Genomic DNA, 19,454 nt, shown 5'->3' with positions numbered 1-19,454 from the left:
CTGACAAACCGCGATGGCTCAGACCATGGCCAACCGCTGCTTACGTTGTGGCGCGCGAAACGCTTGGTCCAGCGCCTCCAGATCCCCGACTTCAAGCCGCAACTGCGCCGCTTGTGCATTGAGCTGCACATGCTCGGGTCGGACCGCTTTGGGGATGGCGATCACGCCGTTCTGACGCAGAATCCATGCCAGCGCTACCTGCGCCGGTGTCGCCTCGTGACGGGCGGCAATCTGCTTGAGCGTCGAGTTGGCCAGCATGTGCCCGCCCTGGCCGATCGGACAATAAGCCATTACCGGCATCCTTTGATGTTGGCTCCAGGGAAGCAAATCGAACTCGATGCCGCGTTCTTCCAGGTTATACAGCACCTGATTGGTGGCGCAGGCCGGGGAGGCCAGTTCTTCCAGGTCATCCAGGTCGAAATTGGACACACCCCAACGGCCGATCTTGCCATCTTCGCGCAGGCGTTCGAAGGCTTCGACGGTTTCCACAAGGGGATAGTCGCCGCGCCAGTGCAACAGGTAGAGATCGATGTAATCGGTATTCAACCGCCGCAGGCTGCGCTCGCAGGCCTGGGGGATGCCTTTGCGGCTGGCGTTGTAGGGGTAGACTTTGCTGACCAGAAAAACCTGGTCGCGCCTGCCTGCGATGGCTTCACCCACCACCTCTTCAGCGCCTCCTTCTGCGTACATTTCAGCGGTGTCGATCAGGGTCATGCCCAATTCGATGCCCAAACGTAGCGCTGCAACTTCCTTTGTGTGTCGGGAGCGTTCCTCTCCCATGCGCCAGGTTCCTTGGCCAATGACCGGCACTTGGCTGCCGGCCAGCTCAAGAGTACGCATGCATCCTCCTTTCTAAACTCCGATCGATACTTCAGTTGGCAGCAAAATGGCCCGGTGGTTCCGTGGCGATCTCGAAAGATCGCAGCCTCCGTAGGCGCTGCCGAAGGCTGCGATCTTTTGATCTTCTGACCTACAGGGTAGAAAACTTGTACACCGCAGTCTGGGTATAGCTCTTGCCCGGATCCAGCCGTGTGGACGGGAAGTTCGGCTGGTTCGGCGAATCCGGATAATGCTGAGTCTCCAGAGTAAACGCCCCCCAATGCGGATAAACCTTGCCGGCCTTGCCCTTGACCGTGCCATCGAGGAAGTTGCTGGTATAGAACTGCACACCCGGTTCAGTAGTGTAGAGCTGCAAGCGGCGGCCGGATTGCGGATCGCTGACATCGGCAGCGAGTTTGCCCAGATCACCCTTGGCGTCCAACACCCAGTTGAAATCGAAACCGCCTTGTTTCGGTTCGGCGAACTTCAGTTGCGGGTGATCAGCCTTGATGTGTTGACCGATGGCGGTCGGTTGGGTGAAGTCCATGGGGGTGCCGGCGACCGGGGCCAGTTCACCGGTCGGGATCAGTTTGCCGGTGACCGGCGTGTAACGGGCTGCATGCAACGTCGCAAGCTGCTTCAGTACGTCGCCGTTGCCCGCGCCGGCCAGGTTGAAATAACTGTGGTTGGTCAGGTTCAGCACGGTGGGTTGGTCGGTGCTGGCCTTGTACTCGATGCGCAGTTCATTGCTCTCGGTGAGGCTGTAGGTGACTTCGGTTTTCAGGTTGCCCGGGAAACCCATTTCACCGCCCGCCGACAGATACGTCAGGGTCACGCCCACCGAATCCTTGCCTTTGCTCGGTTCGGCTTTCCACACCCGTTTATCAAAACCCTGCGCCCCGCCGTGCAGTGAATTGCTGCCGTCGTTGAGTGGCACCTGATAGCGCTTGCCGTCCAGCTCGAAGGCACCGTTGGCCAGGCGATTGCCGAAGCGGCCAATGGTCGCGCCGAAGTACGCGGTGCCGCTTTGGTAACCCTGCACGTCGTCGAAGCCCAGCACCACATCGTCAAGCTTGCCGTTTTTGTCCGGCACTTTCAGCGACTGCAGAATCCCGCCGTAGGTAATGACCGTGGCTTGCAGTCCATGGCTGTTGCGCAAGATGTATTGCTCGACGGGCGTGCCATCATTGGTTTTGCCGAAGGCTTTCTGTTCGCTGGACAAGCCAGCGGCGTGAGCGGGGAGGGTGGCGATCATCAGGGACAGTCCAAGGCCGGAGAGCAGGTATCTAGATTGAAGCATGGTTGACCTTCCTTTTTGTTGTTTTGTGAGAAGTAGTCATACTAATAATCGAGTTTTAACGCGATCAAGGAAGGATTTATAGCTTATTTATGCGGGGTTGCAATTATAAAGTATGACTAATAAAGATCCGTTTTCACGGTGATCCGCGTTTACGGACCACCGGCACTGCACTTTTTCGGCTTTCGCGGTTCTATCCTTGGCCAGCCCGCGGCGATCCCCACCGCCGGCCCATGCCCAAGTTCAAGAACCCATGGCTCGAGTTTTACCCCGCTTTACCCCGCACATTCGCCGTTATTGCTGGCTGCTGACTGGCTTGTCGATGCTCTTCGTCAGTGGCTGCAGTCATCAGCCGGGCAACGATATCGTCAGCCAGTTTCGCAACGGCCAACCCCAGGAATTCCTCCAGACCAGCGTCGACCGCATGGCGACCCTGACGATGCGTGACAACCTCGAAAGCCTTTACCTGTTAATGAACAAGCTCTACCTGCGCAATCCGGAGGAGCTGAAAAAGTCCGGCTTCCTCGATGTCGGCACCGCGGAAAAACAAGTGCGCATGGCCATCGAACAGCAGGAGCCGCTACCCACTCTCGGTGGCAAAAAAGACCTGGCTGCGCTGAGCTACGCCATGAGCCCGGAATTTCTCGGCGACCGGGTCGGTGCCTTCATCTATGCCATCGGCAGCATGCTGGTCACCGCCCACGGCAATCGGCTGGAGTTCTACATGACGGATGCGATCAACCCGACCTTCGTCAGCAATGCCGCGCGCAACATCGAGAAGGCCACCTGGATCTTGAGTCAGCGACAAAACAAGCAAGGCGAGCCGTTGCTGTTTTCCAACGAAATCTCGGAGGAGGGCAGCAACCTGAGCTTTGCCGTGGAGTTCGGCAAAATCGTCGCACGGCTGGACCTGTTGACCCAGATGCTCGACGAACGCTACCGGCGGATCGGCCTCAACTATGCCCAGAGTTTGCTGTTCCTGAATTTCTTGCCAGTGCAGTAATTCGAGTGCTGAACCCAAACCCCCTGTGGGAGCGGGCTTGCTCGCGAAGGCGTCGTGCCAGTCACCATGAGTATCGACTGATACACCGCTTTCGCGAGCAAGCCCGCTCCCACAAGGGGGATTTGGTTGGGAGGGAAAACTGTGTTCCGGCTCAATGAGTTGGCATAACGATAGACCGCATCGATATAAGTGGTTATAAGAAAAATCGCTATGCTGCGAGCCGGTTATTCTCCTGCGATTCTCTGGGCGTATTAATGGAATTCGGTAATTTCGGGTTGGTCGTTGCAGGTCTGGTGGTCGGCTTTATTGTCGGCATGACGGGCGTCGGGGGTGGTTCATTGATGACCCCCATTCTGTTGTGGTTCGGCGTCAACCCGGCTACGGCGGTGGGCACGGACTTGCTGTACGCGGCCATTACCAAATCCAGTGGTGTGCTGGTTCATCGCAAGAACAAGAACATCGACTGGGCGATCACCGGTTGGCTGACCCTCGGCAGTGTGCCGGCAGTAGCGCTGACACTGTGGTTTTTGAGCAGTTTGCAGACCTCGCCCGACGCGATGAACGCCGTTATCAAACAAGCCTTGGGCTTCGTATTGTTCGCCACGGCGCTGGCAATTTTCTTCAAGAAACGCTTGCTCGATTTCGCCCACAAACGGGCGGGCGGCCACTACAACCCTAGCGGCCCCCGCTTGAATGCACTGACCGTTATCACCGGATTGGTCCTTGGCACCATGGTGGCCCTGACCTCCATCGGCGCTGGCGCCCTGGGCACAGTAGCGCTGTTCATTCTGTACCCGATGCTGCCTACCCGCCGGCTGGTCGGCACCGAAATCGCTCACGCCGTGCCCCTGACCCTGGTCGCCGGCCTGGGCCATGCGAGCATGGGCAATATGGATTGGCACGTTTTGGGCTACTTGCTGGTCGGTTCGCTGCCGGGGATTTACCTGGGCAGCCATTTGACCGGGCGGATCTCCGACGAACTGCTGCGTCCATGCCTGGCCACGATGCTGGTGCTGATCGGCTACAAGCTGGCGTTCTGATCCGGCACCGTATAGATCACTGAATTTAGCGGAATCATGCCCTCACTGGCGTAGTCAAAATTATGACCACGTTCAGATGAGGTCATGACGTCCATGAACAGCCCCGTAAACGATCTTCTAAGACGGTTCCGCCGCCCCCGCGGCGAGCCACCCGGCAACGCGGCCGAGGTGCTACGCCGTCATGCCGAGCCGTTGCCTGCACTCGACTCACCTGAATTCGGCAAACTCTTCGACCGCTTTGGCGATGCCAGCGTGGTGCTGATCGGCGAAGCCAGCCACGGCACCCAGGACTTCTACCAGACCCGAGCGGCGATCACCCGCCGCCTGATCGAGCAGCATGGCTTCGGCATCGTCGCGGTTGAAGCCGACTGGCCCGATGCAGGGCAGATCGATCGATGTGTCCGCGACCTGGGCCGCTCTGCCTGGAAAAAACAGGCCTTTGCCCGATTCCCCACCTGGATGTGGCGTAACACGGCCGTGCAGACCTTTACCCGTTGGCTGCACCACCATAATCGCGGCTTGGCGTTTGAGCAGCGGGTAGAATTTCGGGGGCTGGATGTTTACAGCATGCGTCACTCCATCGACGAAGTACTGGGCTATCTCGATAAGACCGACCCGCAACTGGCGAAAGAGGCCCGCCATCGCTACAGCTGCCTGACGCCGTGGCATGACGACCCGGCGCTGTACGGTCATTTCGCTGAGCGGGGCAACATGGCCACGTGCGAGGACGCAGTGGTCGAGCAATTGAATGTGCTGCTGGGCGAACGGCTTGATCCGATGGTCGCCGACGACGAGGCGTTTTTCAGCGCCACCCAGAACGCCCGCGTCGTGCGGGCCGCCGAGCAGTATTACCGCGCCATGTACCGCGGCTCGACCGCCTCGTGGAACCTGCGTGACCTGCACATGTTCGACACCTTGCAAACTCTGATGGAGCATCGCGGGGCAGGCGCCAAAGCGGTGGTGTGGGCGCATAACTCACACATCGGCAACGCCGCCGCCACGCAAATGGGCTGGGAGGGACAGTTCAACATTGGCCAGTTGTGCCGCACGGCCTACGGCTCACAAGCGGTGCTGATCGGCATGGGCACCGACCACGGCACCGTCGCCGCCGCCGACGACTGGGATGAGCCGATGCAGGTCAAACAGGTGAACCCGGCATTGGCCGACAGCTGGGAACAACTGTTTCTCAAGGCCGGCGTCCCCGCAGCACTGCTCGACTGGCGGACGTCACCGAGCGAGGAGTTGCTGGACGTGCTGGCCGGGTCGTTACTTGAACGCGCCATCGGCGTCATCTATCGACCCAGGACCGAGCGCCAGAGCCATTACTTTCAGGCAGTGCTGGCGGAGCAGTTCGACGCTTTTGTCTGGATCGAAAAAACCCATGCGGTCTCGCCATTGCCGGCGCCTGAATTCATGGAGCACGAGGAAGACACCTTTCCGTTCGGTATATGACACGCGAATCACGGCAATGCTGTTCACTTAAGAGTCTTGAGTCAGTGAATAACCTGTGGCGAGGGAGGCATGCTCGCGCTTGAGTGCTTAGCACTCACAAAAACCGGCGATTGTTATCAGATTTTTGGGGCCGCTACGCAGCCCAACGCGAGCAAGCTCGCTCGCCACAAAGGTTGGCATGACTGAGAGTCGCGCTTAAGTGAACAGCATTGCGCTAATAACGGGTCTCTATTCCCGGGTAAAAATCTCCAGCAGATGCCCGTCCGGGTCATCGAAATACACCCGCCGGCCACTGCCGTAATCATTGATCTCATTCGGCCGTTGTTTGCCAGGATCTGCCCACCAGGGCTGCTTGCGCGCTTGCAGGCGAGCGAAGGCCGCATCGAAGTCTTTGTCGCCAATCAGGAACGCATAGTGTTGGGAGGCAATCGGCGGGTCGTTGTTGTAGAAATCCAGCGACACGCCATTATCGAATTTGACTACCAGCATCGGTCCGAACGGCTCGGGATCGGGCAGGCCAAGGAGGTCGGTCAGGTAGCGGGCCGACACCTGTTTGTCACGGCACCAGACGATGGTGTGGTTCAGCTGAGCGCTCATGGAAAAATCCTCACGGCGAATCAGGTCGTGCGAGTCGTGCTATGAGATTAGCTCAGGCTGTTGCGCAATGACCGCCCTGACCTAAGCTTGGGGCAAGGCGAACATAAATACGCCTCACCCGGAACGTTCGCCGCGATGCGCAATCATTAGAGCGTGGATATCAAAAGGAGATGCGCATGCTCATCAGGTCTTTGACCCTGGCTACTCTGCTGGCTTTCGTAGGCCCCTTGTTCGCCGCCGATGACGATTCCCCTCTGGTTAAAGACGTGGGCAGGGCCCGTCCCTTGATTGTCATCGCGCCCAGTTCGGTCGACCCTACTTGGATCAGCCTGAAAAAATCGCTGGATGAACCTGCCAGTCGCAAGGGCTTCACCGAGCGCAACATGGTGCTGTACACCGTGATCAACACGATGGGCCAGCGCGACGGCAAAGACCTCGACCCGCAAACAACGATGGCGTTGATTCGCTCGCTCAAGTTGGGCGCCGGGGCGAAGAGCAAAATCATCCTGGTCGGCAAGGACGGCGAAAAGAAGCTTGAAAAGGATGCGGTCGAGCTGAAAGAGATTTTCAGCACCATCGACGCGCTGCCAGCCGCCGAGAAGGAAGCGACAGTACCGGTGCCAGCGCCGGTGGCTGAGGTTGCGCCGGCCAAAGGCGCAAAGGGCAAACCGGCGAAACCCGCCAAACCACCTGAAATGCCGGATGATTGAATATTGCGCAACACTATTGCGGTGAGAGGCATTACCTCAATGCAGGACAGTTAAGCGCAATCCCTGTGGGAGCGGGCTTGCTCGCGAAGGCGGTGTGCCAGGCAATATTAATGTCGACTGACATGCCCCCTTCGCGAGCAAGCCCGCTCCCACAGGTTTGCGTGCCTTACTGACTGGCATTGACCTCAAGAGGTCGCCCATTTTGTTTGCCACCCGATACTTGGAATCCGATCAACCATTGTGGTGAGAGGTTGCCCAGCTTCAATGGGTTGTCGGGATCATTCAGTCAGCGCACTCAATATCTTGTAAGCGATTTTGACTCGCTCGGGGTTCGGGTAGTTTTTGTTGGCCAGGATCACGATGCCGATGTCCTTCGCCGGGATAAAGGCTACATAGGCGCCAAAGCCGCCGGTTGAGCCGGTTTTGTTGATCAGCGCCGTATTGTGTTGAGGTTGGGGCGGGTTCAGCCACTTGACTTCATGAGCCTCAAACGCCATCTGCGACGAGTTGCCCGCCAGCAATGTATCGAGCGTTACCGGATAGTTGTAGAACTCCCACCCCAACCCTTGAGTCATCTCGCCAACGGTGTAGTAACCGGTATGAGTGGTGGCGATGGCTTGCTGCAAGGGCTTTTCCAGCGACGTCGGATTCATGTTCGCCTCAACATAGCGCAGTAGATCCGAGGCACTGGTTTTAACGCCATAAGCTTCGGAATCCAGCGCGCCCGGTTCGACCCGCACAGGCTTGTCGTCCTTGTTGTAACCCTGGGCGTAAAGCGCCATCTGATCCTGCGGCACCTTGAGGTAGCTGTGCTTGAGGTCGAATTTCGGCAGCAAGGTTTTTTCCATCAGCTCATCGAACGGCGCTCCCATGCTATGGGCTGCCAGATAGCCGAACAACCCAATGCTGGGGTTTGAATACAGGCGATGAGTGCCGGCGGCGTAGGCCGGTTTCCACTGTTTGAAATAGCCGAGCATCTTGTCCTGATGGTCCGCATCACCGGGGAATTGCAGGGGCAAACCACCGGCGGTGTAGGTGCCGAGTTGCAGCACGCTGATGTTGTCGAACGCGCTGCCACGTAATGTCGGTAGAACCTGGCTGGCGTTGTCCGACAGGGCCAGTTTGCCTGTCGCGTGGGCATAGGCGGCAAGGGTGGCGGTGAAGGTTTTGCTCACCGAACCGATCTCGAACAGGGTGTCTTCGGTAACGGCTTTGCCGTTTTCTTTCGAGGCCACGCCGTAGTTAAAGTAATGCGGTTTGCCGTTGACTGTAATCGCGACCGCGACACCGGGGATCTGCTGTTGCTGCATCACCGGTTCAACGGCGGCCTTGACGATCGCTTCGATGCGGTCGTCAGCAAAGCTGTGACTGACGCCTAGCAGAAGTGCGAAAGCGCTGTAAGACGCGAGTTTTCTCTGATTTTTTATACGCATGATTGAGTCATTTTCCATGAGTTTCTATTGTGTTAACCGCTACACTCCGAGCGGTTTTTCAAGCCGGTCCGTTGCTGGGCGAGCCAAATCTATGCAGTTTGGCGAATACCCACAAACGACGATATTTCAGATGAGCCATTAGAAAATTTTGGGAGTGGGCATGATTCGACCTCATCTGCCGCTGAATGCGCTACGCGCCTTCGAGGCTTCGGCACGCCATCTGAGTTTTACCCGGGCGGCGGTGGAGTTGTGTGTCACGCAGGCAGCGGTGAGTCATCAGGTCAAAAGCCTTGAAGCCCAGCTTAACGTGACCTTGTTCAAACGCCTGCCCCGAGGCCTGATGCTGACCAGCGAAGGTGAAACCCTGCTGCCGGTATTGCGCGACTCTTTCGACCGGATAGCCGAGACGCTGGAGCGCTTCGAGGGCGGGCATTTTCGTGAGGTGCTGACGGTGGGCGTCGTGGGGACTTTCGCGGTCGGTTGGCTGTTGCCGCGATTGGCGGACTTTCAGAAGAAACATCCGTTCATAGATTTGCGCCTGTCGACCAATAACAACCGGGTGGATGTGGCCGCCGAAGGCCTGGATTACGCCATTCGCTTTGGTGCGGGGGCGTGGCATGGGATCGAAGCGGTGCGGTTGATCGAGGCGCCGCTGTCAGTGCTCTGCGTTCCCGAGATTGCGCGCCAATTGCACACCCCGGCCGACCTGTTGCAGCAAACGTTGTTGCGCTCCTATCGCACGGATGAGTGGCCGGAGTGGTTTCAGGCGACCGGTCTCTCGACCCATGCCGCACCGCCCCGGAGCATCGTCTTCGATTCCTCGCTGGCGATGATGGAAGCGGCGTTGCAAGGGGCTGGAGTGGCATTGGCGCCGCCCTTGATGTTCTCTCGACAACTGGCGGTGGGCGCAATCGAGCAACCGTTCGCCATCGGGATCACCACGGGCAGCTACTGGCTGACCCGCTTGCAGTCGCGCCCTGAAACGTCGGCGATGGCCGCGTTCAAGGACTGGTTGCTGCAAGCTTCGCATTAATACAAAACACTGTGGGAGCGGGCTTGCTCGCGAAGGGGTCATTACATTCAACATTGATGTTGACTGACACACCGCCTTCGCGAGCAAGCCCGCTCCCACAGGGATTGAGGTGTTTTCAGAGGGTTACCGCACCAGACACGGCCGCTTGTTATCGAATTTCCACCCCGGAATCAGAAACTGCATCGCCACGCTGTCATCCCGCGCGCCCAGTCCCATGCCTTTGTACAGCTCATGGGCCTTGGCCAGCTGATCCATGTCCAGCTCCACCCCCAGGCCAGGTTTTTTCGGCACCTGCACGCAGCCGTCGACGATTTGCAGCGGCGCTTTGGTCAGGCGTTGGCCGTCTTGCCAGATCCAGTGGGTGTCGATGGCCGTGATCTCGCCCGGCGCAGCCGCCGCGACGTGGGTGAACATGGCCAGGGAAATATCGAAGTGGTTGTTGGAATGCGAGCCCCAGGTCAGGCCCCATTCGTGGCACATCTGCGCGACTCGAACCGAGCCTTGCAGGGTCCAGAAGTGCGGGTCGGCCAAAGGAATATCCACAGACTGCAACTGGATCGCATGGCCCATTTCCCGCCAATCGGTAGCGATCATGTTGGTCGCGGTTTTCAGGCCCGTGGCACGACGGAACTCGGCCATGACTTCACGGCCCGAGTAACCGTTTTCCGCACCGCATGGGTCTTCGGCGTAAGCGAGAACGTGATGCTGATCCCGGCACAGGCGGATCGCTTCTTTGAGCGACCAGGCGCCATTCGGATCAAGGGTGATGCGTGCATCGGGAAAGCGTTCGGCGAGGGCGGTGACCGCTTCGATTTCCTCGTCGCCACTCAACACGCCACCCTTGAGTTTGAAGTCCTTGAAACCATAACGGGCGTGGGCGGCTTCCGCCAGACGCACCACGGCGTCGGCGCTCATGGCTTTTTCGTGACGCACACGGAACCAGTCGTTGTCGGCGTCCGGTTCGCTGCGGTAGGCCAGATCGGTTTCATTGCGATCACCGACATAAAACAGGTAGCCGAGCATCTTCACTTCGTCGCGCTGCTGGCCTTCGCCGAGCAGGGCCGCGACCGGTACGTCCAGGTGCTGACCGAGCAAGTCGAGCAGGGCGGCTTCAAGGCCAGTGACCGCGTGAATGGTGATGCGCAGGTCGAAGGTCTGCAGGCCGCGACCACCGGCATCGCGATCGGCAAAGGTCTGGCGCACTTGATTGAGGATCTTCTGGTAAGTGCCGATCGGGCTGCCGACCACCAGTGCGCGCGCATCCTCCAGCGTCTGACGAATACGCTCGCCACCCGGCACTTCACCGACTCCAGTGTGACCGGCGTTGTCCTTGAGGATCACAATGTTGCGGGTGAAAAACGGACCATGGGCGCCACTCAAATTGAGCAGCATGCCATCGTGGCCGGCCACCGGCACAACCTGCATGCTGGTGATGATCGGGGCTTTTGCGGCTTCTTGTGGGTTCATTTTCTTGTCCTTAAAACCAATGTTCAGGCGTGATTAGGTGTTGGTTTGCCCAGGGCAACCACAGGTGCAGATTTCGGTTTATTGCGCGCGGCGAAGACGATGATCGCGGCGATGATCGAGGTGGCGGCCAGGCCGTACAGCCCGCCCTGAATCGACCCGGTGTGTTGTTCCAGCAGACCGAAGGTGGTAGGCGCAACGAAGCCGCCGAGGTTGCCCACCGAGTTGATCAGTGCGATCACGCCTGCAGCAATCCGTGCATCCAGGTACGCCTGGGGAATTGGCCAGAACAGCGACGATGCCGACTTGAAGCCCAGCGCGGCGAAGCAGATGGCGACGAAGGCGAAGATCGGCCCGCCCGTGGTGGACATGAACATCCCGGCGGCAGCGATCAGCAGCGCAGCGGCGACCCAGGCTTGCTGGTGTTTCCATTTGGCCGACAGCGTGGCGAAGGCGTACATGCCGACGATCGACAGCAACCACGGAATCGAGTTGAACAGCCCGACCTGGATGTCGCTCAGGTCGCCCATCTTCTTGATGATGCTCGGCAGCCAGAAGGTCGCGGCGTAGATGGTCAACTGGATGAAGAAGTAGATCAGGCAAAACAGGATGATCTGACGATCCTTGAGCAGTGTGCCCAGCGACGGTTTGATCGGCGTCGCGGCTTCGCGGGCCAGTTGTTCGTCATCGATGGCTTTGACCAGTGCGTCCTGCTCAGGAAGGGTCAGCCATTTGGCGTCGTGGGGCTTGGAGTCCAGCCAGAACCAGACAAACACGCACAGCCCGACCGAGAACATCCCTTCAATGAAGTACATCCACTGCCAGCCGTGCATGCCCAAACCACTGATTTGTAGCAGCAGCCCGGACAGCGGGCCGGAGATCAGCGACGCTATGGCTGAGCCGCTGAGGAAGATCGCAATCGCCTTGCCGCGTTCGACGCCAGGCAACCAGCGGGTGAAGTAATAAATCACCCCGGGGAAGAAACCGGCTTCGGCGACGCCGAGCAAAAACCGCAGAATGTAGAAGTGGGTTTCGTTCTGGATGAACGCCATGCAGGAAGCCACCAGGCCCCAGGTCAGCATGATGCGGGTCAGCCAGATTCGTGCGCCGACTTTTTGCAGGAGGATGTTGGAAGGGACTTCAAACAGTGCGTAACCGATGAAGAACAGACCGGCACCGAAGCCGTAGGCGGCAGCGCCAATGCCCAGGTCATGCTCCATGTGCGCGCGGACGAAGCCAATGTTCACACGGTCGATGTAGTTGACGATGAACATGATCACGAACAGCGGCAGAACGTGGCGTTTCACTTTCGAGATGGCGGACTTCAGGACCGAATCGGCGCCCTCGGTCATCCCGGATATGGATGTATTCACTGCTTTTTCTCCCACTCGTTATTTTTATGCGGGGTGTGGCTGGATGCTGCGTTGTTGATAGACATCATACAACTAGGCTTTTTTGTCCTACAAGTACCGTCACTCAACAAAATGGTGCTAGGCGGAAGGGTTTTTATTCGTTTTACGGGTTTGTGTGGCGTATTTGTTGGGTTATTCACGGATGTGTTCAGCCGATAATTTTCCCTTTGTCTCGGCGGAGCGCTTGGGTGCGATGGTGTAAATCGTCTTTTGTGCAGTAAATATTGAGTGTTGTCATACAAGTTGAGCGGCGTTTTATTGAGATTCCCGTCATCGAAAAGCGCACACGGTGATACGATCCGGATACCCGCTTTACGGATAAATCACCATGCAAGAAGACATCGACGCACCTGCCCGCAAGCGTGCCCATAACCTGGCCCATGATCTGGTGAGCAAACTGACCCAGAGCATCCTGCTCGGCCAGATGGTGCCGGGGGACAAGCTGCCGTCGGAAAACTCGATTGTTCAGGAGCATGGCGTCAGTCGCACAGTGGTGCGCGAAGCGATCTCGAAGTTGCAGGCTTCGGGGCTGGTTGAAACCCGTCACGGCATCGGCACTTTTGTTCTAGAGCGCGCACCGGATCAGGGGCTGCATCTGAATGTCGATACGGCGCTGGGCGTGCGCAGTATTCTGGAGTTGCGCATGGGCCTGGAAACCCAGGCTGCGGCGCTGGCAGCGGTTCGTCGCACGGACAGGCAGTTGGCGCAGATGCGTGAAGCGCTGGATGACTATCAAAGCCTGTTGGCCAACAACGACAGTTGCGTCGAGGCGGACAAACGCTTTCATCTGCTGATCGCCGAAGCTACTGGCAACGCGTGTTTCACCGAGATCATGCAGCACCTGGGCAGCGCCATGATCCCCCGGACCCGCGTTAATGCCGCCGAGCGCGGGTCGGCGGATTTGAGCAAGCTGGGGCAACTCGCCAACCTCGAACACGAGGCGATTCTCAACGCCATCAGACGCCAGGATCCGGATGCGGCGCGGGCGGCAATGTGGTTACACCTGACTAACAGCCGCGACCGCTTTTCGGCTGATCGGTAGCCGCCGTTGGTCTCCTCGATAGCACCCCTTTTGCAGATTGTCCGACGACAGGCGATAAACGAAACCCGGCCGATGGGCCTGATGCCGGTAAGTTAAGAGATTTGAGCGACGAAAATCCTGTGGGAGCGTGGCTTGCCCGTGAAGAATGCACCGCGGTTTTTCAGGTACTACGCGTCATCGTTCTTCGCGGGCAAGCCCGCTCCCACAGGTTCTGCGCCTTAACTGACTGACATTGGGCCCATCGGCCGGGTTTTTTGTGGGTACAGGTTTATTACGTCATCGTTCTTCGCGGGCACTATTGGCCTCAATCCCCCTTCGGCAACTCAATCACAAACCGCGTCCATCCCTTATCCGATTCGCAACGAATCTGCCCGCCATGGGCGCGGATGATTGACTGGGTGATGGCCAATCCCAACCCCGCATGTTCACTGCTGCCTTCACGGCGCGCCGGGTCTGCCCGGTAGAAGCGGTCAAACAAACGCGGCAACAAGTCTTCAGAAATCACTTCCCCGCTGTTTTCAACCGTCAGGCTCAAGCCTGTCGGCTGTTCGATAATCTTCACCCGAACCTCGCCACCGCCCGGGGTAAACCGCAGTGCATTGTCCAGCAGATTGGACAGCGCCCGACGCAACATGCTGCGGTCGCCCTGCATGCGCGCGCTGCCGTCACGACTCAATTTCACCTGAGCGTCCTCGGCCAGCGGCGCAAAAAACTCCAGCAGCACATCGGCTTCTTCCGCCAGTTCCAGCGCTTCGCGCTTGGGCATCAGCAAGCCGTGGTCAGCCTTGGCCAGGTACAACATGTCATTGACCAGTTGCGCCATCCATTGCAGTTCTTCGAGATTGCTGTGCAGTGCTTCGCGGTAATCCTCGATGGGGCGAGGGCGGGTGAGGGTGACCTGGGTGTGGGTCAGCAGGTTCGACAGCGGTGTGCGCAGTTCATGGGCGATGTCGGCGGAAAACGCCGAGAGCCGCTGAAAAGAGTCGTCAAGGCGTCCGAGCATGGCGTTGAAACTGTGGGCCATTTCCGCGAGTTCTGGCGGCATGTCTGCTTCCGGCAGGCGTGCGTTGAGCGATTGCGCCGAAACACCGCTGGCGACCGCACTCATGCGCCGCAGCGGGCGCAAGCCACTGCGCGCCGCCCAGGCACCGAGCAGGGCGGTGGCCAGCGCCGACAAACCGACCGTCAGCCAAATCAGGTGCTGCATGCGTTGCAGAAAGTGTTGGTGATGGGTGATGTCCAGTAGCAGGGTCAGTTGTGGTGAATCGGGTTTATCGAGGAACAGCGGTGCATTCAGGACGCGGTAGTCAGTACCGTCATCACTCACCGTCGATAGGCCCAACTGGCGCGGCAAGTCTTTGGGTAAGCGGGCTGAGCTGTCGTACAAGCGTTGGCCGTCACTGCCGATGATGCGCAGCGAAAGATCGGCTTGTCGGCTCAATTCATCGGCCAGTTTGGTCTCGCTTTCGCTGGACGGAATGTCATCCAGAGCCCGGCGCAAGCCAATCAGTTTGCCGTCGAGCAACTGCTGGTCCAGTTCGACAAAGTGCGCCTCGCTGGCGCGGCTGAACAACACCCCGGCGAACAACGACACCACTGCGGTGCAGGCCGCAAACAGCAACGCCAGACGGTTGCTTAGAGAGAGTCGGCGCATCAGGCAGGACGCTCTTCAAGGACGTAGCCCATGCCGCGCACGGTGTGGATTAACTTGTTCGGGAAGTCGTCGTCGATCTTCAGGCGCAAACGGCGGATCGCCACTTCGATAACATTGGTGTCGCTGTCGAAATTCATGTCCCACACCTGGGAAGCGATCAGCGACTTGGGCAGCACTTCGCCTTGGCGCCGTAGGAGCATTTCCAGCAGAGCGAATTCCTTGGCGGTCAGGTCGATGCGCTGACCGTTGCGTTCAACCCGGCGACGAATCAGGTCCAGGCGCAAGTCGGCCAGTTGCAGGCTGGTTTCCTGAGGCAGGGTGCTGCCGCGGCGCAGCAGGCTGCGAACCCGCGCCAGCAGTTCGGAGAAGGCGAACGGTTTGACCAGATAGTCGTCGGCACCCAGTTCCAGGCCGTGCACCCTGTCCTCCACAGCGTCTCGGGCTGTAAGAAACAGTACCGGTGTGTCGAGGCCCGCGCCGCGTACCGCTTGCAGAATCTGCCAGCCATCGCGACCGGGCAGCATCACATCGAGGATCAACAAGGCGTAATCGCCGCTCAACGCCAGTTGCTGGCCGGTGTTGCCATCGGCCACCAGTTCGGTGGTGAAACCGGCCTCGGTCAGGCCCTGACGCAGGTAATGGCCAGTTTTCGGTTGGTCTTCGACAATCAGCAGTTTCATGGGCGACTCGGGCAGTTGGAACAGGTGCGTTATACCGTGGGCAGCGGCGATACAGGCCAACCTGACAAAGTTGTAATCTGCCTGTCAGGTGGCTGGCAGAGCCCGCGGGTTAAGTTTCCCACAAGCTGAACCTCATCTTGTTGGAGTGCGACTATGTTTTTGCAAAATCGTCTGGTACTGACCGCTTGCTTGCTGACTCTGAGCTTGGGGCTGGAGGCTTCACCGGCGCATTCCTACGACTTCGGTCAACCGGCGGCAGCGACCAAGGCTACCCGTAGCGTTGAAGTGGTGATGGGCGATATGTCCTTCACTTCCAAGGCGATTGATATCAAGGCCGGAGAAACCGTTCGCTTTGTACTGGTGAATAAAGGCCAGTTACTGCACGAATTCAACCTCGGCGACGCGGCGATGCATGCCCGGCATCAGCAGGAAATGCTGCAGATGCAGCAAAGCGGCATGCTGATGCCTACAGGCATGAAGGCCATGGACCACGGCTCCATGGCCACAATGGACCATTCCTCCAAAGGGCATGGGATGAAACACGATGACCCGAACAGTGTGCTGGTGGAGCCGGGCAAAACCGCCGAGCTGACCTGGACCTTCACCAAGGCCACCAACCTGGAATTTGCCTGCAATATCCCAGGCCACTATCAGGCCGGTATGGTCGGCAAACTGACAGTCAGTCAGTAAGCACTCAAAGGCGGGAGCAAAGGCTGGTAGAATCCGCTGATTCTTCAGTCAGGTTTCCGCCATGCATCCCGCAGCCGAACATTCGCCGCTGGGCAAGTCCAGCGAATACATCGCCACCTACACGCCGTCCCTGCTGTTCCCGATCCCGCGCACCGCGAAATGGGCGGAGCTGGGCCTGACGGCTGAAACCCTGCCGTACAAGGGCGTGGACTTCTGGAACTGCTTCGAGCTGTCGTGGCTGTTGCCGTCCGGCAAGCCCGTAGTGGCGATTGGCGAGTTCAGCATTCCGGCGGATTCGCCGAACATCATCGAATCGAAGTCGTTCAAGCTGTACCTCAACTCGCTAAACCAAACAGCGTTTGCCGATACCGCAAGCCTTGAAGCGACGCTGGCAAAAGACCTTTCGGCCGCTGCCGGCAAACCGGTGGGCGTGCGGATTCGCAGCCTGAAAGAGGTTGAGGCAGAAGGCGTCGTGGCGTTGCCGGGTGTGTGCATCGATGACCTGGACATCAGCGTCAGCAACTATGAGCATCCGCGCCCGGAACTGCTGCGGTGCGATGAGTCGCTCATTATTGAAGAGTGCGTACACAGCCATTTGCTCAAATCCAACTGCCCGGTTACCAGTCAGCCGGATTGGGGCAGCGTGGCGGTGGAGTATCGCGGCGCGGCGCTGGACCATGCGAGTTTGCTGGAATACATCGTGAGCTTCCGTCAGCACTCGGACTTCCATGAGCAGTGTGTGGAGCGGATTTTCCTCGACCTGCAGCGGTTGCTCAAGCCAGAGAAGCTGACGGTGTATGCGCGGTATGTGCGTCGTGGCGGGCTGGACATCAACCCGTATCGCAGCACCGAAGAAGTGCATTTGCCGAACCATCGGCTGGTTCGTCAGTAATACAATATCGATCACCATGCAATCCCCCTGTGGGAGCGGGCTTGCTCGCGAGTGCGGTGGGTCAGCTGACATCAATGTTGAATGATATGCCGCCTTCGCGAGCAAGCCCGCTCCCACAGGGGGATTGCATTTCAGGTCGCAGAAACGAAAAAGCCCCGCTATCGATAGCGGGGCTTTTTTTGTATATGGCGGGTTCAGATCCCCATGTTGCCCAACGCTTGCACGATGTTGCGCAAGGTGCCGGCAAGGGTTGGGTGTTCAAGTTCGAAGCGATCGACGGCCAGATTCACACTGTCGGCGAGGTTGGTGTCCTGGGTTTTGGTTTCCAGCTCAAGTTCGAGTTCGATCTGTTGCATCAGCGCGTGCAGGTCAGCGCGCTCTTCTTCGGAAAGCGGTGGATTCTGTTCCAATTGCTCGCGCAGTTTGTTGAGCTGTTCTTGCAGTTCGCGGGCAGGCATGGCGTTCTTCCTTTTATCGATAGGCACTGGCATAGACCGCAGCGGCGCGCCAAAGGTCTATGGCTGACCTGTAGATTAATCCACTCCCGGGCAACCTGCATGCCTTCATAGGTGAGAGGCGGCGATCAGGGCTTTTCGCCCTTGAGCCGGCGCAGGCTGATATCGGCCAGGCAAGTGTCGAGTTCGCCCAAATGATCGATCACCGAATGCACGCCCAGGCCGAACAACTGCATCGTCGCCTTGCCGCGCAGATGTTCCCGTTCCTTTTGGCTCAAGACCTGCCATTCGCTGGGGGCCAGCCCGCACAGCGAGCCGCAGGACGCCAGGCCAATGGTCCACAACCCGGCATTCAGGCCCGATTGCAGGAGTCGCGGTTCGCCGCTGACCAGCACACAACCGTCCAGACGTTCGACATTCAACGCCATCAACGCTTGCCAGCAGGCGTTCGGGGCCGGCCATGGATTGATTGTTGCCAGGTGTTGCGAAGGTTTAATCCAGTCCGGAAGTGCCGCGGCCAGAGAGTGGCTAAGGGCGGGGGGCAGTTCGTCGAGCCAGGCGCAAGGAATCTGTTGGTGCTGCAAGCTGGACAGGCTGTCCAGAGCGCCAAGCGTGACTTCGGCATGCTCGGCAGTCAGTTTGCCGGCTTGGCGAGTACGTGCGCCGAAATCCACCAGGCATCCGCTGAGGCCGAACAGTACAGCGGTCAGGCTGGGGGCGACGAGAGGTGTGTTTTCGGCGCGTGGCATATCAACATCCTTGAAATAGTAACAAGGCTATTCGTGGACGGTGACAGTTGAGTGACACTGATGTGAATCGCTTCCAGCCAGGAGAATCATCCGGGGGCCATCGCGCACGATGCTGCCTAAACCGGGTTTTCCGTCATATACTAGCGGCCTTTGCGCCTGGGCCAAGCCCCCGCGCCAGTACGAATCCAAGGAGTTTCTCTATGCGCTGGAGCAATCAGCTCGCTCAGCTTTGTATGTGTGCCAGTGTATTGCTGGTTCCGTTCGCGGCCCAGGCGGCCACGGAAGAAGACCCTTGGGAAAGCATTAACCGCCCGATCTACAAGTTCAACGATTTCGTTGACACTTATGCACTGAAGCCATTGGCTCAGGGCTATCAATTCGTCACGCCGCAGTTTCTGGAAGATGGCATCCACAATATGTTTCGCAACGTCGGCGACGTGACCAATCTCGCCAACGACGTGTTGCAAGCCAAGCCCGCTGCGGCAGGCGTCGACACCGCGCGTTTGATCTTCAACACCACCTTCGGCCTGCTGGGCTTCTTCGACGTGGGCACCCAAATGGGCCTGCATCGCAATGATGAAGACTTCGGCCAGACCCTCGGTTACTGGGGCGTGGGCAGCGGTCCGTACCTGATGTTGCCGCTCATGGGGCCAAGCACCTTGCGTGATGCGCCTTCCAAGTATGTCGACGGCTATACCGGCCCGTACCGCTATATCCACGACGTGCCGGTGCGTAATTCGATCTTCGGCCTGAACATCGTCGACACCCGCGCCAATCTGCTGTCGGCCGAAAAACTGGTCAGCGGCGACAAATACACCTTTATTCGCAATGCATACCTGCAAAACCGCGAATTCAAAGTCAAGGACGGCCAGGTCGAAGACGATTTTTAATCTCGACCGGTAAAACGAAGAAGGCGGCCATTGGGCCCAATGTCAGTCAGTTCAGGCGCAATCCATGTGGGAGCGGGCTTGCTCGCGAAGTCGGCGGCACAGTCAACATTGATGTCGCCTGATACACCGCTTTCGCGAGCAA

The 19,454-nt window shown here is 58.6% G+C and carries 19 protein-coding genes; 9 read left to right on the top strand and 10 right to left on the bottom strand.

Annotated elements, in window-relative coordinates:
- Positions 1-18: 18 nt before the first annotated feature.
- Positions 19-840, bottom strand: a complete 822-nt coding sequence (locus PMI36_RS17615; RefSeq protein ID WP_008071146.1) for an aldo/keto reductase — start codon at positions 838-840, stop codon at positions 19-21.
- 130 nt (positions 841-970) lie between these two features.
- Positions 971-2,119, bottom strand: a complete 1,149-nt coding sequence (locus PMI36_RS17620) for an aldose epimerase family protein (protein WP_008071143.1) — start codon at positions 2,117-2,119, stop codon at positions 971-973.
- A gap of 250 nt (positions 2,120-2,369) precedes the next feature.
- Here PMI36_RS17620 and PMI36_RS17625 point away from each other — a divergent pair, with 250 nt between their 5' ends.
- The 3 genes from PMI36_RS17625 to PMI36_RS17635 all read left to right on the top strand — a co-directional run bounded on the left by PMI36_RS17625 (position 2,370) and on the right by PMI36_RS17635 (position 5,611).
- Positions 2,370-3,119 (top strand): hypothetical protein, encoded by a 750-nt coding sequence (locus tag PMI36_RS17625; protein WP_008071142.1) that lies wholly within the window; start codon positions 2,370-2,372, stop codon positions 3,117-3,119.
- 254 nt (positions 3,120-3,373) lie between these two features.
- On the top strand, positions 3,374-4,159 hold the full coding sequence (locus PMI36_RS17630) for a sulfite exporter TauE/SafE family protein (protein WP_008071140.1): 786 nt from the start codon (positions 3,374-3,376) through the stop codon (positions 4,157-4,159).
- 93 nt (positions 4,160-4,252) lie between these two features.
- Positions 4,253-5,611, top strand: coding sequence for an erythromycin esterase family protein (locus PMI36_RS17635; RefSeq protein ID WP_008071138.1), 1,359 nt, complete (start codon positions 4,253-4,255; stop codon positions 5,609-5,611).
- 228 nt (positions 5,612-5,839) lie between these two features.
- Here PMI36_RS17635 and PMI36_RS17640 read toward each other — a convergent pair whose 3' ends face one another.
- Complete coding sequence (locus tag PMI36_RS17640) at positions 5,840-6,208, bottom strand: VOC family protein (protein ID WP_008071133.1); 369 nt, start codon at positions 6,206-6,208, stop codon at positions 5,840-5,842.
- Positions 6,209-6,384: 176 nt separating this feature from the next.
- On the opposite strand from PMI36_RS17640, the gene PMI36_RS17645 reads away from it, so the two are divergent.
- A complete protein-coding gene (locus PMI36_RS17645; protein WP_008071131.1) occupies positions 6,385-6,918 on the top strand; it encodes a DUF4174 domain-containing protein in 534 nt (177 codons plus the stop codon).
- 278 nt (positions 6,919-7,196) lie between these two features.
- Here the strand turns inward: PMI36_RS17645 and ampC are convergent, their stop codons facing one another.
- Positions 7,197-8,351, bottom strand: a complete 1,155-nt coding sequence (gene ampC / locus PMI36_RS17650) for a class C beta-lactamase (protein ID WP_008071129.1) — start codon at positions 8,349-8,351, stop codon at positions 7,197-7,199.
- 160 nt (positions 8,352-8,511) lie between these two features.
- Between ampC and PMI36_RS17655 the strand changes: the two genes are divergently transcribed.
- On the top strand, positions 8,512-9,384 hold the full coding sequence (locus tag PMI36_RS17655) for a LysR family transcriptional regulator (protein ID WP_008071127.1): 873 nt from the start codon (positions 8,512-8,514) through the stop codon (positions 9,382-9,384).
- 123 nt (positions 9,385-9,507) lie between these two features.
- Here PMI36_RS17655 and gudD read toward each other — a convergent pair whose 3' ends face one another.
- On the bottom strand, positions 9,508-10,851 hold the full coding sequence (gene gudD, locus PMI36_RS17660; protein ID WP_008071124.1) for a glucarate dehydratase: 1,344 nt from the start codon (positions 10,849-10,851) through the stop codon (positions 9,508-9,510).
- 23 nt (positions 10,852-10,874) lie between these two features.
- Positions 10,875-12,221, bottom strand: a complete 1,347-nt coding sequence (locus PMI36_RS17665) for an MFS transporter (protein WP_008071122.1) — start codon at positions 12,219-12,221, stop codon at positions 10,875-10,877.
- 367 nt (positions 12,222-12,588) lie between these two features.
- Here PMI36_RS17665 and PMI36_RS17670 point away from each other — a divergent pair, with 367 nt between their 5' ends.
- Positions 12,589-13,302: a FadR/GntR family transcriptional regulator gene (locus tag PMI36_RS17670; RefSeq protein WP_008071121.1), complete on the top strand. Its 714-nt coding sequence runs from the start codon at positions 12,589-12,591 to the stop codon at positions 13,300-13,302.
- Positions 13,303-13,606: 304 nt separating this feature from the next.
- Here the strand turns inward: PMI36_RS17670 and PMI36_RS17675 are convergent, their stop codons facing one another.
- Both PMI36_RS17675 and PMI36_RS17680 read right to left on the bottom strand, forming a co-directional pair.
- Complete coding sequence (locus PMI36_RS17675) at positions 13,607-14,956, bottom strand: heavy metal sensor histidine kinase (RefSeq protein WP_008071119.1); 1,350 nt, start codon at positions 14,954-14,956, stop codon at positions 13,607-13,609.
- Positions 14,956-15,636 (bottom strand): heavy metal response regulator transcription factor, encoded by a 681-nt coding sequence (locus tag PMI36_RS17680; protein WP_008071117.1) that lies wholly within the window; start codon positions 15,634-15,636, stop codon positions 14,956-14,958. Before PMI36_RS17680 ends, PMI36_RS17675 begins: the two co-directional genes overlap by 1 nt.
- Before the next feature lie 153 nt (positions 15,637-15,789).
- On the opposite strand from PMI36_RS17680, the gene copI reads away from it, so the two are divergent.
- Positions 15,790-16,326 carry a copper-resistant cuproprotein CopI gene (gene copI, locus PMI36_RS17685; RefSeq protein WP_008071115.1) on the top strand — a complete coding sequence of 179 codons (537 nt, stop codon included), beginning with the start codon at positions 15,790-15,792 and terminating at the stop codon, positions 16,324-16,326.
- A 61-nt stretch (positions 16,327-16,387) separates the two neighbouring features.
- Complete coding sequence (gene queF, locus PMI36_RS17690; protein WP_008071113.1) at positions 16,388-17,218, top strand: NADPH-dependent 7-cyano-7-deazaguanine reductase QueF; 831 nt, start codon at positions 16,388-16,390, stop codon at positions 17,216-17,218.
- Between the two features lie 194 nt (positions 17,219-17,412).
- Here queF and PMI36_RS17695 read toward each other — a convergent pair whose 3' ends face one another.
- Positions 17,413-17,676: a DUF4404 family protein gene (locus PMI36_RS17695; protein WP_008071110.1), complete on the bottom strand. Its 264-nt coding sequence runs from the start codon at positions 17,674-17,676 to the stop codon at positions 17,413-17,415.
- 125 nt (positions 17,677-17,801) lie between these two features.
- Positions 17,802-18,422: a hypothetical protein gene (locus PMI36_RS17700; protein WP_008071108.1), complete on the bottom strand. Its 621-nt coding sequence runs from the start codon at positions 18,420-18,422 to the stop codon at positions 17,802-17,804.
- A 200-nt stretch (positions 18,423-18,622) separates the two neighbouring features.
- Between PMI36_RS17700 and PMI36_RS17705 the strand changes: the two genes are divergently transcribed.
- On the top strand, positions 18,623-19,312 hold the full coding sequence (locus tag PMI36_RS17705; protein ID WP_008071107.1) for an MlaA family lipoprotein: 690 nt from the start codon (positions 18,623-18,625) through the stop codon (positions 19,310-19,312).
- Positions 19,313-19,454 lie beyond the last annotated feature (142 nt).

The sequence above is a fragment of the Pseudomonas sp. GM79 genome, assembly GCF_000282495.1.
Classification (GTDB): Bacteria; Pseudomonadota; Gammaproteobacteria; order Pseudomonadales; family Pseudomonadaceae; genus Aquipseudomonas.
This window is presented reverse-complemented; position numbering and strand designations above follow the sequence as displayed.

Excerpts from the sequence above, each read along its gene's own strand:
- PMI36_RS17615 (WP_008071146.1), bottom strand. The coding sequence starts at position 840 with ATGCGTACTCTTGAGCTGGCCGGCAGCCAAGTGCCGGTCATTGGCCAA.
- PMI36_RS17620 (WP_008071143.1), bottom strand. The coding sequence starts at position 2,119 with ATGCTTCAATCTAGATACCTGCTCTCCGGCCTTGGACTGTCCCTGATG.
- PMI36_RS17625 (WP_008071142.1), top strand. The coding sequence starts at position 2,370 with ATGGCTCGAGTTTTACCCCGCTTTACCCCGCACATTCGCCGTTATTGC.
- PMI36_RS17630 (WP_008071140.1), top strand. The coding sequence starts at position 3,374 with ATGGAATTCGGTAATTTCGGGTTGGTCGTTGCAGGTCTGGTGGTCGGC.
- PMI36_RS17635 (WP_008071138.1), top strand. The coding sequence starts at position 4,253 with ATGAACAGCCCCGTAAACGATCTTCTAAGACGGTTCCGCCGCCCCCGC.
- PMI36_RS17640 (WP_008071133.1), bottom strand. The coding sequence starts at position 6,208 with ATGAGCGCTCAGCTGAACCACACCATCGTCTGGTGCCGTGACAAACAG.
- PMI36_RS17645 (WP_008071131.1), top strand. The coding sequence starts at position 6,385 with ATGCTCATCAGGTCTTTGACCCTGGCTACTCTGCTGGCTTTCGTAGGC.
- ampC (WP_008071129.1), bottom strand. The coding sequence starts at position 8,351 with ATGCGTATAAAAAATCAGAGAAAACTCGCGTCTTACAGCGCTTTCGCA.
- PMI36_RS17655 (WP_008071127.1), top strand. The coding sequence starts at position 8,512 with ATGATTCGACCTCATCTGCCGCTGAATGCGCTACGCGCCTTCGAGGCT.
- gudD (WP_008071124.1), bottom strand. The coding sequence starts at position 10,851 with ATGAACCCACAAGAAGCCGCAAAAGCCCCGATCATCACCAGCATGCAG.
- PMI36_RS17670 (WP_008071121.1), top strand. The coding sequence starts at position 12,589 with ATGCAAGAAGACATCGACGCACCTGCCCGCAAGCGTGCCCATAACCTG.
- PMI36_RS17675 (WP_008071119.1), bottom strand. The coding sequence starts at position 14,956 with ATGCGCCGACTCTCTCTAAGCAACCGTCTGGCGTTGCTGTTTGCGGCC.
- PMI36_RS17680 (WP_008071117.1), bottom strand. The coding sequence starts at position 15,636 with ATGAAACTGCTGATTGTCGAAGACCAACCGAAAACTGGCCATTACCTG.
- copI (WP_008071115.1), top strand. The coding sequence starts at position 15,790 with ATGTTTTTGCAAAATCGTCTGGTACTGACCGCTTGCTTGCTGACTCTG.
- queF (WP_008071113.1), top strand. The coding sequence starts at position 16,388 with ATGCATCCCGCAGCCGAACATTCGCCGCTGGGCAAGTCCAGCGAATAC.
- PMI36_RS17695 (WP_008071110.1), bottom strand. The coding sequence starts at position 17,676 with ATGCCTGCCCGCGAACTGCAAGAACAGCTCAACAAACTGCGCGAGCAA.
- PMI36_RS17700 (WP_008071108.1), bottom strand. The coding sequence starts at position 18,422 with ATGCCACGCGCCGAAAACACACCTCTCGTCGCCCCCAGCCTGACCGCT.
- PMI36_RS17705 (WP_008071107.1), top strand. The coding sequence starts at position 18,623 with ATGCGCTGGAGCAATCAGCTCGCTCAGCTTTGTATGTGTGCCAGTGTA.